Here is a 10,640-nt window from a genome sequence, read left to right as displayed (position 1 = left end):
GGGCAACAGGGGCGGGCTCCGCTGCCGGCTCCGGCGCGGTTTCCAGAATGTCTTCAACAGGTTCAGCTGTTTCGGTTGCTTCCGGTGCCGCGTCCTCTGCAGTGGCGGGCGCATCGGCAAAGCCGGCCTGAGGCTCCTCAACCCCGTTTCCGGTTTCAGACACGGGGACAGGCTCCGCGACGTCCTCCATCAGCGGTGCGCTGGTTTCCGGTTCTGTGGCACCCTCATCTGCGAAAAGCTCTTGCGGCACCCCGGCCGCGGGTCCGGCAACCTGCTCCTGGGACGCTGCGTCGCCGGGAAGAAGGCTTGTTTCAGCGGCTTCCGGCTCCTGATCCTGCAATTCGTCTGCAGCGGCAGGCTGTTCCGTGTCCTCAGCTTCGGGCTGTGCCTCCGGTTCGGGGGCAGAGGACGGCTGCGCTGCTTCCACCGGGTGCTCAACCGGCTGATCCGTAAACGGTGCTGCATCTTCGGCCTGCTCTTGGGCCTGACCGGCATCCTCACCTTCTGAGGCGGCAGGCTCTGCCGCAGGGGCGGGAGGGGGCGATTCCGGGGCTGCAGGCGCGTTTCCAGACGGGGCGGCGCCGCCGCTTGCGGCGGGCGGTGCCAGATCCATCTGCATCTGCGGGGCAGCGGCGGCTTCGGGCCGCGGGGTGGCCGGGGAAGGTGTGGAGAGGGAAGCTGGCGGCGGGGTGTCCGGCAGAGTAGGTTGCGGGAATCCCACGACATTGCTGTCTTCAGGGGATGCCTGGGGCGCGGCCTCCGCGCTCATCTCCAGCGATTCCTGCCAGTCATCACCCAGCTTGTCCGCGGGTGCTGCTGATTCAATAGCGGGCTCTTCTTCGCCTTCCAGCGGATGCGACAGGCTGGCGACATGGGCCACGCCCTGCTCGCGCAACAGTGCCTGCACTTCCTTGATCGACAATCCGTCAACGTGCAGCAGTTTCCTGATCCCGCCCAGCAGCTGCATGTCCGCAGGCCGGTAATAGCGCCGCCCGCCGGCGCGCTTCACAGGTTTGACCTGGGTGAATTTGCTCTCCCAGAAGCGCAGAACATGCGCCTGCACGTCCAGCCATTCCGCAACTTCGCTGATGGTGCGGAAGGCGTCCGGTGATTTCGACATGACTTAATAGGTCCCGTTACTTACGGTTGCCGTCTGCCACGCGGTCTTTCATCAGGTGGGAGGGCCGGAAGGTCAGCACGCGGCGCGGCTGGATCGGCACTTCTTCGCCCGTCTTCGGGTTGCGCCCGACGCGGGCCGACTTGTCCCTTACGCTGAAGGTGCCGAACGAGGAAATCTTAACCTGTTCACCGCGCACCAGGGCATCCGACATATGCTGCAGCATGCTTTCCACCAGCTGTGCGCTTTCGTTGCGCGACAGGCCGACTTCCCGGAAAACAGCTTCACTCAAATCCATTCTTGTCAGTGTTTTTTCGCCCATACCAATCCCCGTTGTTTGCCAAAGCATAGGGCGGAGGGAATTTCCCTGTCAATATCAATGAATTGCGCGGGGGAATTCGGGCGGGAAATCGAGCTGCGACGTTACCAGCGCAGCACAACAGCGCCCCAGGCCAGGCCGCCGCCAATGGCCTCAGTCACGATCAGATCGCCTTCCTTGATCTGGCCGCGTTCCTTGCCGACCGACAGGGCCAGCGGGATGGAGGCGGCGGAGGTATTGCCGTGATCCTGCACGGTTACCACCACGTTGTCCATGCTGAGCCCCATTTTCTTGGCTGTTCCCTGAATGATGCGGATATTGGCCTGATGCGGCACGATCCAATCGACATCACCCGCAGACAGGCCCGCGCGGTCCAGCGCTGTATTTGCGGTGGAGGCGAGTTTCTCCACCGCGTGGCGGAACACCTGGTTGCCCTGCATCCGCAGATGGCCGGTGGACTGGGTTGATACCCCGCCATCGACGTAGAGCAGATCCTTGTAGCGGCCGTCGGAATTGAGGTCGGTTGCCAGGATGCCGCGGTCCTTGTTGGTGCCGGGCTGCTCCTGTGCCTCCAGCAGCAGCGCGCCGGCGCCGTCGCCGAACAGCACGCAGGTGGAGCGGTCGGTCCAGTCCATGATCCGGCTGAAGGTCTCTGCGCCGATCACCATCACCCGGTCTGCCTGGCCCGAAGCAATCAATGCGCTGGCGTTCGACAGCGCATAGACGAAGCCTGCGCAAACCGCCTGCACGTCAAAGGCAAAGCCCTTGGTCATGCCCAGCTTGGACTGCACCATGGTGGCGGCAGATGGGAAGGTGAGGTCCGGGGTGGAGGTGGCCACAACGATGGCGTCCACATCGTCAACCGTCAGGCCTGCGTCCGCCAAAGCGCGCTCAGCTGCCTTGGCGGCCATATCCGATGTGGTCTCTCCTTCAGCGGCGAAGTGGCGGCGTTCGATGCCGGAGCGGCTGCGGATCCATTCGTCCGTTGTGTCCAGCGTGGCTTCGAATTCCGCGTTTTCCACCACCCGCTCGGGGAGATAGTGTCCTGTGCCAGCAACTACCGCGCGTCGCGTCATCCGTCTGCCTGCCTATATTCAGTCTTTTTCGGTGGCCGCCCGCATCTCGCGGGGGGCAGTATTATCTTGGGTATGCAAACCGGCAGATGCAACCCGCGCGGCCAGCTTTTCGGCGAATCCGTGCTGTGCCAGCCGGAAGGCCAGTTTGACCGCAGCGGAGACGCCCGTGGCATCGGCGCCGCCGTGGGATTTCACCACGGTGCCGTTGAGGCCCAGGAACACGCCGCCGTTGACGCGGCGCGGGTCCATCCGTTTCGACAGCCGTTTCAGGGAAGTCATCGCCAGAAGCGCGGCGATCTTCGACAGGAACGAGTACCCGAACGCCTCCCGCAGCGCGGTGCGCATCAGGCTGGCGGTGCCTTCGCCGGTCTTGATCGCCACATTGCCGGTAAAGCCGTCGGTCACGATCACATCGGCAACATCGCCGGGAATATCGCTGCCTTCGACAAAACCGACGAATTCGTAGTTCGCCTGCTCCGCCTGATCCGAAATCAGCCCGTAGGCTTCCTTCAGCTCGGCGCGGCCCTTGTGCTCTTCGGTGCCGACATTCAGCAGGCCCACGCGGGGGCGGGCGATGTCCATCGAGTTTCGCACGTAAGACGTGCCCATCAGGGCAAACTGCAACAGATCCTCGGCATCCGCCTTCACGTCGGCGCCGACATCCAGCATGACGTTGAAACCTTGCGGGTTCAGCGAGGGCCAGAGGATGGCAATGGCAGGCCGGTTGACCCCCGGCAGCTTGCGCAGCCGCAGCATCGACAGGGCCATCAGCGCGCCGGTGTTGCCGCAGGAGACCGCACCCGAGGCCTCGCCGTTCTTGACCGCATCCAGGGCCGACCACATCGAGGTGCCTTTGCCGTTGCGCATCACCTGGGAGGGCTTGTCCTCCATGGTGACCACGTCACGGACGTCGCGGATCTCAACGCGGCCTTTCAGGGCGCGCTTTTTGGCAACCAGAGGTGTCAGCTGTTCGGCAGGCCCGTGCAGGATGAACCCGATGTCCGGGTTCTTTTCTGCGGACATGGCAATGCCGGCCACCACAACAGCAGGGCCGGCGTCTCCGCCCATGGCGTCAACAGAAATAGTGATGCGGCCGGCTTTTGCCTGATTTTGATCGGGTTTACCCGTCATGCGAAAGCCTGCCTGGCATCAGGATCCTGTCCGTGGCTTATGCCGCGTCCTCATCGATCTCGATCTCGTCTGCAGCTGCGACGATTTCCTTGTCGTCGTAGTGGCCGCAGGACGGGCATACGTGGTGCGGGCGCTTCAGCTCGCCGCAGTTGCCGCATTCGTTCGGGTTCGCAGCAACCAGTGCATCGTGCGCGCGGCGGTTGTTGCGGCGCGATTTGGATACTTTGTTCTGTTGGACGGCCATGTCTCAACCTTTGTCTGTTTGGGCCTTGGGGCCATCCCCGCGGCGCGATTGCATTCTGTTCGATCAGTCTGACGTGCGTTTAGGCGTCTGCCCAAGCATTGTCCAACCAAAAATTCCGATGAGCGCGCGAAAATACTGCGAATCTCCGCTGGCGCAAGCTGTTTTTTAAGGCAGCCGGCAGGGCGGCGCCAGAGGCGATTTTCTGCGCCGCAATAATTCTGCCCTCAGTCCTCATCTTTCAACTTGCCGCGCAAGGCCGCAAGGCCAGCAAACGGCCGCGTGTCCTCATCCCGCATCGGCTGCACACCGTCCTCGGCATAGACCGCCTCGCCCAGTTCGGCGCCGTCCTTGCGCGGATAGGCGGGGATATGCAGCGCCAGCGCCTCCGCCATCACCGCAGCCGGGTCGATGTGGCTGCCCAGCGGTTCGATGCTGTCATCCTCCGGCATTTCAACTTCGGCGCCTTCCGGGGTCTCGATGCGGGCCAGGTAGGTGATTTCCACCGCTTCCTCGATCCTCGTGGTCACCGGCTCCAGCGTCACTACACAGTCCTGCACCACGGTCGCCCCCAGCCGACCTGCCAGTTTCCAGTCCTTCTTGCCCATCGCCTTGATCTCACCGGTGAAGCGCAGTTTGCGTATGGCATTCACCCCAAGCTCCGCCGCCAGCGCGGCCAGGACGTCCTTATCCGGGATGATTTCAAACGCGGTCGGGGCGTTCTGCGGCAGGTCCGCGACCCGCAAAGCGGTGCTGTCAGGCATATTCGGGGGCTTTCGTTTCTTGAACCGGAGGCGGTCATTAGGTAATCGGGTTAAAAGACGTATTCAAGCCGCCGGTGTTGGCGGCAGGCTGGGGGGCAGTCATGGTTGCAAAGGCATTTCACTTCAAGGCGGTTTTGCGCGGGGCAGTATTTGCGGCAGCGGGGCTGGCCCTGGCGGCCTGCGCTTCGGTCTACCGCAAGCACGGCTATGTGCCGGCGCCGGAACTGCTGGCCGAGGTGGTGCCGGGTGTCGACACCAGGGATTCGGTGGCAGAGACCATTGGCATCCCGTCTTCAACCGGAGTGCTGAACGAAAGCGGTTACTACTATGTGGCCACCCGGTTCCGCCACTACGGCGCCAAGGCGCCAGAGCCAGTGGCGCGCGACCTGGTGGCGATCAGTTTCGACACTTCGGGCGTCGTGCAGGCGATCGAGCGCTTCAGCCTGGAGGATGGCAGGGTGGTGCCGCTGGAACGCCGCGTGACCAACTCCGGCGTACAGGACAACACTTTCCTGCGTCAGCTGTTGGGCAACCTGGGCAATTTCGGTCCTGGCCAGCTGCTGAACAACGAATAGGACGGCTTCACTGCTCTGTCACAGCGCTTATGCTATTGGCTGAGCTGGAAAGCTGGAGGCCGCTGCCATGGCGGAACCTGAGATTTTGCTGAGCAGGGGGCGCTACCGCGCCAGGCTGGCTGCAGGCGCGGCGGATGTGGCGGCGGCTCAGGCCCTGCGGGCGCTGTGTTTCCGCACCGGGTGCACAGACAGCGATGCTTTCGACAGCCAATGCTGTCATGTTCTGGTGGAGGAGCAGCCCGGCGGCAGGCTGGTCTGCTGCTTTCGGCTGCTGCTGCTGGACAGCGGTGCGGAGCTGACGCGGAGCTATTCAGCGCAGTTCTATGATCTGGCGGCCTTGCAGGGTTTTGGAGGCCGGATGGCCGAACTGGGCCGATTTTGCATTCACCCGGAGCAGCAGGATGCGGACATCCTGCGTATCGCCTGGGCGGCGATGACGCGTCTGGTTGACGGGCAGAGGGTGCGGATGCTGTTTGGCTGCTCGTCCTTTGCGGGCACCTCTGCCGCGCCTTATACTGAAGCGTTGACGCTGCTGCAGCAGCGGCATCTGGCGCCGGCGCAGTGGCGTCCGGGCGTGAAGGCGCCTGAGGTGGTGTGTTTTGGCGCAGAGCCGCCCCGGGCGGCGGATGCGAAGAAGGCTCAACTGGTAATGCCGCCTTTGTTGCGGACCTATCTGGTAATGGGCGGCTGGGTCAGCGATCACGCGGTGGTGGACCGGCAGATGAACACGCTGCATGTGTTCACCGGGCTGGAGATTGGCGCCATTCCTGATACCCGCAAGCGGTTGCTGCGGGCAGTGGCGGGCGGCGAATGAGTATTTCAGGAAAGATGAACGGGGAGCGTTGACGCGATTTTGCCGCCGGGGTAGCTGGCTGGCATGGCACGTATTCCTCTTTTGCAGATGTCCGGCATTTCCCTCACTTTCGGGGGCGATCCGGTTTTTTCAGGTCTTGATCTTGTGGTGCAGCCTGGTGACCGGGTGGCGCTGGTGGGGCGCAACGGTTCGGGAAAATCCACCCTGATGAAGGTGATGGCGGGGATTGTTGAAGCCGATCAGGGCGACATCGTTGTGCCGCCGGGAAAATCCGTCGGCTACATGGAGCAGGACCCGAAGATGGAGGGGTTTGCTACCTTAGGCGATTTTGCCGCCAGCGAACTGGACCCCGGTGAGATGTACAAGGTGGAGCGCGCAGGCGAGGGGTTGAAGTTTGATCCCGCACGCCCGGTGGAAACCGCCTCCGGCGGGGAGCGCCGCCGCGCAGCGCTGGCCAAGCTGATGGCCGAGGCGCCGGATCTGATGCTGCTGGACGAGCCGACCAACCACCTGGATATCGAGGCGATCACCTGGCTGGAGAATGAACTCAAGAGCACCCGCGCGGCCTTTGTTCTGATCTCCCACGACCGGGCGTTTCTGCGGGCTTTGACCCGCGCGACGCTGTGGGTGGACCGCGGCGAGGTGCGCCGGCAGGAGAAGGGGTTTGAGCATTTCGAGGCCTGGCGCGACAAGGTCTGGGAAGATGAGGACATGCAGCGCCACAAGCTGAACCGGCTGATCAAGTCGGAAAGCCGTTGGGCTGTCGAAGGGATTTCCGCGCGGCGCAAGCGCAACATGGGCCGGGTGCGGGCGCTGCAGGATCTGAAAGCGGAACGTGCGGGCCAGATCAAGCGCCAGGGCACCGCCGAGATGGCGCTGGAGGCAGGCCCCAAGTCGGGCCGCAAGGTGATCGAGGCCGAAGGGCTGAGCAAGGCGTTCGGCGGCAAGGAGATCGTGCGGGACTTCTCATTGAAGGTGCAGCGCGGCGACCGGGTGGCCTTTGTCGGCCCTAACGGCGCCGGGAAAACCACGCTTCTGAAGATGCTCTTGGGCATGGAAGACCCGGATGCGGGCAGCGTGCAACTGGGCACCAACCTGGAGATTGCGCTGTTCGACCAGACCCGCGACCAGCTCGACGGCGATTCGACCTTGTGGGAGAACCTGACCGCTGACCCCTTGCTGGGGATTTCCGGCAAGGCCGATCAGGTGATGGTACGCGGCCAGCCCAAACACGTGGTGGGCTACCTCAAGGAATTCCTGTTCGACGAGCGGCAGGCGCGGGCGCCGGTTCGGTCGCTGTCGGGCGGTGAGAAGGCGCGGCTGCTGCTGGCGCGGCTGATGGCGCGGTCCTCGAACCTGCTGATTTTGGACGAACCCACCAACGATCTGGATGTGGAGACGCTGGACCTGTTGCAGGAGCTGCTGGACAACTACGACGGCACCGTGCTGCTGGTCAGCCACGACCGGGATTTCCTGGACCGGGTGGCGACCACCACCATTGCGATGGAAGGCAACGGGCGGGCCACGGCCTATGCCGGCGGCTGGAGCGACTACATCGCGCAGCGCGGGCCGCTTGAGGTTGCCGAGAAGGCGGAGAAGGTAAAGGCAGCCAAGCCTAAGCCCAAGCAGGAGAGCCAGCCCAAGGATGGCCTGAGCTTTAAGGAGAAGCACCGGCTGGAGGCACTGCCTGCGGAGATCGAACGGCTGGAGGCGGAGATCGGCAAGCTGCAGGAACTGATGAGCGATCCGGAGCTGTTCACCCGCGAGCCGGTCAAGTTCAAGAAGGCCACCGAGGCGCTGGTGGAGCGGCAGGAAAAGCTGGCTGCAGCCGAAGAGGAATGGCTGGAGCTGGAGGAGAAGGCCGGGGGCTGAGGCGGGATTCCCTGTTAGGTAAGTACGCTTGACCAAATGTTTCGCGCGCGAAACATTTGGTCAAAGATGCTGCCGTAAAACTTTGGAATTCATCAGGAAATGTGAACGGCGGGTAAAGGCGGCGGGCGCCGTCTTTATGGTTTGATCACTGGCAGGGTGACCCGTTCCTGGGGCGGGCCGGATTGCCGGTGACGGTCTCTCCGGCGGGCACGTCTTTTGTCACGACAGCGCCCGCTCCAACAATGGCGCCATCGCCGATGGTGACACCGGGCAGAATGATCGCGCCGCCGCCGATCCAGACGTCTGCACCAAGGGTGACGGGATAGGCGATCTCCAGCCCCTTGGCCCGCAACGCCCTGTCCTTGTGGTGCTGGGCGCAGTAGATCTGCACGTTCGGCCCCAGCATGGTGCCATCGCCGATGGTGACGGCTGCGGTGTCCAGAATGGTGCAGCCCGCGTTCATGTAGACATTGTTGCCTAAGCTGATGTTGATGCCGTAGGCGCAGTGGAAGGGCGTCTCGATCAGGCAGTTTTCGCCGTGGGCGGCAATGAGCGCAGCCAGCGGCGGGCTGAGGTTTTCAGCCGGATCGGGCGGTGCGGTGTTGTGCTGATGCACCGCAACCCGGGCCTGATGGCGCAACGCGGAGAGTTCGCTGTCCAGGCAACAGTACCACTCGCCCGCCTGCATTTTCTGCCGTTCGGATTTGCTCATCAGGCCCTCCTGAGGGGGAGTGAAGTGCGGGCGGCAGCGATTGTCAATTGCGGCGGGCTGGGGGGCTCCCGCGCCCGCAGGTGCCCTGGCTGCGCCAAGCGCCTTTGTGCGGCCTTGGGCCGGGCGCCGCTGGTGCGGTGTGAGGGGTTTGCTGAGAAGCGCTTGAGGGGCAGATGTGCCCCTCAAGACGCCATCTCGAGTGTGTGTTTTGTTGAGGCCGCCTCAAGGATAAACCGTGCTATGCACGGCGGCTGGGCCGTCCTTGACCCGGCCTCAACGGCAGGAGGTCAGCGCATGCGCAGGGCGCCGTCGATGCGGATGACTTCGCCGTTCAGGTAACCCATCTCGACGATGAAGCCCGCGAGGCGGCCGTATTCGCGCGGGTCGCCCAGGCGGGCTGGGTTGGGGACGTCGGCGGCAAGCTGCTGCTGCACCTCTTCCGGCAGGCCGGCCAGCATCGGGGTCATGAAGATGCCGGGCGCAATGGTCATGACCCGGATGCCGGAGGAGGCGAGATCCCGCGCCATCGGCAGACACATGCCCGCAACCCCGCCCTTGGAGGCGGCATAGGCGGCTTGGCCCTTTTGGCCGTCGAAGGCAGCGATGGAGGCGGTGTTGATGATCACGCCGCGGGCGTTGTCCGCGTCGGGGGTGTTCTTGGCGATTTCCACGGCGGCGAGTCGGGCGACGTTGAAGGTGCCGACCAGGTTGATGTCGATGGTGCGCTTGTAGGCGTCCAGCGGGTGCGCGCCCTCCTTGCCCACGGTCTTGGCGCCGATGGCGATGCCCGCGCAGTTCACGCAGGCGGTGATCTTGCCCATTTTTTCTGCCGCATGGGCGATGGCGGCGGAGACCGACTCCTCGCTGGTCACGTCGGTCTGGGCGAAATGGCCGCCGATCTCCTCTGCCACCTGGGTGCCGCGCTCGGCGTCGCGGTCGAGGATGGTGACCTGGGCGCCTTGTTCGGCGAAGTAGCGCGCGGTGGCCTCACCCAGGCCGGACGCGCCGCCGGTGACCACGGCTGCGGTGTCTGCAAGTTTCATGAGCGGGGCTCCTCCCGGTTATCTGAACATGTGTTCATATAATGGAGAGGCCGGGCGCCTGTCCAGCGGGACGGGGCGTCGCGGCGCGTCCAGGAACCTGTCAGGCCATTTGCCGCCTGTCGAGCAGGGCCAGCGGCTGAAGCAGGCGGCCCAGCGGCGGCCAGAAGCACCAGGTGCCGCCCAGCCGGTGCAAGCGCGCTCCGGTGCCGAGCTTGAAGCGGGCAAGGGTGGGAGCGTCCTCGGTGTTGATGAGGCCAAGGTCCAGCCTACAGATACCCTTGGCGGCGAGCCAGTTGGCAGCCTCCCACAGCAGCAGGGGATGCGCGCTGAGCTGTTTGCCGCGGGCGGTGGTGTGGGCGATGTGGTAGGTGGCGGTGCTGCCGTGGGTGAGGATCAGGATGGCAGCGACCGCTTCCTTGCCCTCAAACGCCTGGAAGAGTTTCGCCTGGCCCTTGTTTTCGCGGGCATAGGCGAGGGTGAGGCCAATGGGCCAGCTGCGGTATCCGCGTGAGGATTGCTGTGCCGCGTCCGCCCGGAACAGCCAGTGGCGCACGTCATGCGGCAGGTTCTGGCGGGTGAGGCGGAGGTTTTGCGCCTCGCCGTGCTTCAGCCGGTTTCGCCATTTCTGGTGCAGGGCGGCGCGGCGCTGGTCCGGATCGCCTGTCAGGTCCCAATGTGCGGTATTGGCAGGCGTGGCCAACGGCACAGCGCCGAGGCGGGAAAGATGCGGCGCGGGAGATTCGGGTGACAAGATCAGCGGAGTGCGGGCGAAGCCGCCTGTCCGCAGGGCGGCCAGCAGTGGCGCGGGATCAGTCAGGTCGGCCCGGTTTACCATTGCCAGCCGCAGCCCAGCGGGGAAGCGGCGGTGCAGTACCAGCGTGCCATTCAGCATCCGCGGCTCCTGCCCGCAGGCCATCAGCGCGCGGGCGAACTCCGGCGACTGCTGCAAGGCGCGGGGCCGGGGGCGGGCGGTAGC

Annotated in this window: 12 protein-coding genes; 3 read left to right on the top strand and 9 right to left on the bottom strand. The window is 64.4% G+C overall.

Going from position 1 to position 10,640, the window contains the following annotated elements; translation table 11 throughout:
• The 6 genes from A9D60_RS27155 to A9D60_RS23025 form a co-directional block, all read right to left on the bottom strand.
• A partial coding sequence (locus A9D60_RS27155; protein WP_254656781.1) for a MerR family transcriptional regulator occupies nt 1-1,120 on the bottom strand: 1,120 nt, incomplete at its 3' end.
• 16 nt (nt 1,121-1,136) lie between these two features.
• A complete protein-coding gene (gene ihfA / locus A9D60_RS23045; protein WP_008207184.1) occupies nt 1,137-1,439 on the bottom strand; it encodes an integration host factor subunit alpha in 303 nt (100 codons plus the stop codon).
• A 101-nt stretch (nt 1,440-1,540) separates the two neighbouring features.
• Complete coding sequence (locus tag A9D60_RS23040; protein ID WP_065269754.1) at nt 1,541-2,512, bottom strand: beta-ketoacyl-ACP synthase III; 972 nt, start codon at nt 2,510-2,512, stop codon at nt 1,541-1,543.
• 18 nt (nt 2,513-2,530) lie between these two features.
• The gene (gene plsX / locus A9D60_RS23035) at nt 2,531-3,643 is read right to left on the bottom strand and encodes a phosphate acyltransferase PlsX (RefSeq protein ID WP_065269753.1); all 1,113 of its coding nucleotides are present in this window, start codon (nt 3,641-3,643) and stop codon (nt 2,531-2,533) included.
• A gap of 37 nt (nt 3,644-3,680) precedes the next feature.
• Nucleotides 3,681-3,887: a 50S ribosomal protein L32 gene (gene rpmF / locus A9D60_RS23030; RefSeq protein WP_008558107.1), complete on the bottom strand. Its 207-nt coding sequence runs from the start codon at nt 3,885-3,887 to the stop codon at nt 3,681-3,683.
• A gap of 224 nt (nt 3,888-4,111) precedes the next feature.
• Nucleotides 4,112-4,648 carry a YceD family protein gene (locus tag A9D60_RS23025; RefSeq protein WP_065269752.1) on the bottom strand — a complete coding sequence of 179 codons (537 nt, stop codon included), beginning with the start codon at nt 4,646-4,648 and terminating at the stop codon, nt 4,112-4,114.
• A gap of 101 nt (nt 4,649-4,749) precedes the next feature.
• Here A9D60_RS23025 and A9D60_RS23020 point away from each other — a divergent pair, with 101 nt between their 5' ends.
• From A9D60_RS23020 to A9D60_RS23010, 3 genes are all read left to right on the top strand, one after another.
• Nucleotides 4,750-5,223 (top strand): outer membrane protein assembly factor BamE, encoded by a 474-nt coding sequence (locus A9D60_RS23020; protein WP_065269751.1) that lies wholly within the window; start codon nt 4,750-4,752, stop codon nt 5,221-5,223.
• A gap of 67 nt (nt 5,224-5,290) precedes the next feature.
• Nucleotides 5,291-6,037 (top strand): GNAT family N-acetyltransferase, encoded by a 747-nt coding sequence (locus A9D60_RS23015; RefSeq protein ID WP_065269750.1) that lies wholly within the window; start codon nt 5,291-5,293, stop codon nt 6,035-6,037.
• A gap of 63 nt (nt 6,038-6,100) precedes the next feature.
• Nucleotides 6,101-7,909: an ABC-F family ATP-binding cassette domain-containing protein gene (locus A9D60_RS23010; protein ID WP_065269749.1), complete on the top strand. Its 1,809-nt coding sequence runs from the start codon at nt 6,101-6,103 to the stop codon at nt 7,907-7,909.
• Between the two features lie 145 nt (nt 7,910-8,054).
• On the opposite strand, the gene A9D60_RS23005 is transcribed toward A9D60_RS23010, so the two are convergent.
• The 3 genes from A9D60_RS23005 to A9D60_RS22995 form a co-directional block, all read right to left on the bottom strand.
• Nucleotides 8,055-8,621 (bottom strand): sugar O-acetyltransferase, encoded by a 567-nt coding sequence (locus A9D60_RS23005; RefSeq protein WP_065269748.1) that lies wholly within the window; start codon nt 8,619-8,621, stop codon nt 8,055-8,057.
• 287 nt (nt 8,622-8,908) lie between these two features.
• Nucleotides 8,909-9,664: an SDR family NAD(P)-dependent oxidoreductase gene (locus tag A9D60_RS23000; RefSeq protein ID WP_065269747.1), complete on the bottom strand. Its 756-nt coding sequence runs from the start codon at nt 9,662-9,664 to the stop codon at nt 8,909-8,911.
• Nucleotides 9,665-9,764: 100 nt separating this feature from the next.
• Nucleotides 9,765-10,640, bottom strand: an 876-nt coding sequence (locus A9D60_RS22995; protein WP_141118030.1) for a GNAT family N-acetyltransferase, incomplete at its 5' end; no start/stop codon positions are given.

This window comes from Leisingera sp. JC1 (assembly GCF_001679925.1).
Classification (GTDB): Bacteria; Pseudomonadota; Alphaproteobacteria; order Rhodobacterales; family Rhodobacteraceae; genus Leisingera.
This window is presented reverse-complemented; position numbering and strand designations above follow the sequence as displayed.

Coding starts and splice junctions, on each gene's coding strand:
- A9D60_RS23005 (WP_065269748.1), bottom strand. CDS start 8,621: ATGAGCAAATCCGAACGGCAGAAAATGCAGGCGGGCGAGTGGTACTGT.
- plsX (WP_065269753.1), bottom strand. CDS start 3,643: ATGACGGGTAAACCCGATCAAAATCAGGCAAAAGCCGGCCGCATCACT.
- A9D60_RS23015 (WP_065269750.1), top strand. CDS start 5,291: ATGGCGGAACCTGAGATTTTGCTGAGCAGGGGGCGCTACCGCGCCAGG.
- A9D60_RS23040 (WP_065269754.1), bottom strand. CDS start 2,512: ATGACGCGACGCGCGGTAGTTGCTGGCACAGGACACTATCTCCCCGAG.
- A9D60_RS23020 (WP_065269751.1), top strand. CDS start 4,750: ATGGTTGCAAAGGCATTTCACTTCAAGGCGGTTTTGCGCGGGGCAGTA.
- A9D60_RS23000 (WP_065269747.1), bottom strand. CDS start 9,664: ATGAAACTTGCAGACACCGCAGCCGTGGTCACCGGCGGCGCGTCCGGC.
- A9D60_RS23025 (WP_065269752.1), bottom strand. CDS start 4,648: ATGCCTGACAGCACCGCTTTGCGGGTCGCGGACCTGCCGCAGAACGCC.
- A9D60_RS23010 (WP_065269749.1), top strand. CDS start 6,101: ATGGCACGTATTCCTCTTTTGCAGATGTCCGGCATTTCCCTCACTTTC.
- ihfA (WP_008207184.1), bottom strand. CDS start 1,439: ATGGGCGAAAAAACACTGACAAGAATGGATTTGAGTGAAGCTGTTTTC.
- rpmF (WP_008558107.1), bottom strand. CDS start 3,887: ATGGCCGTCCAACAGAACAAAGTATCCAAATCGCGCCGCAACAACCGC.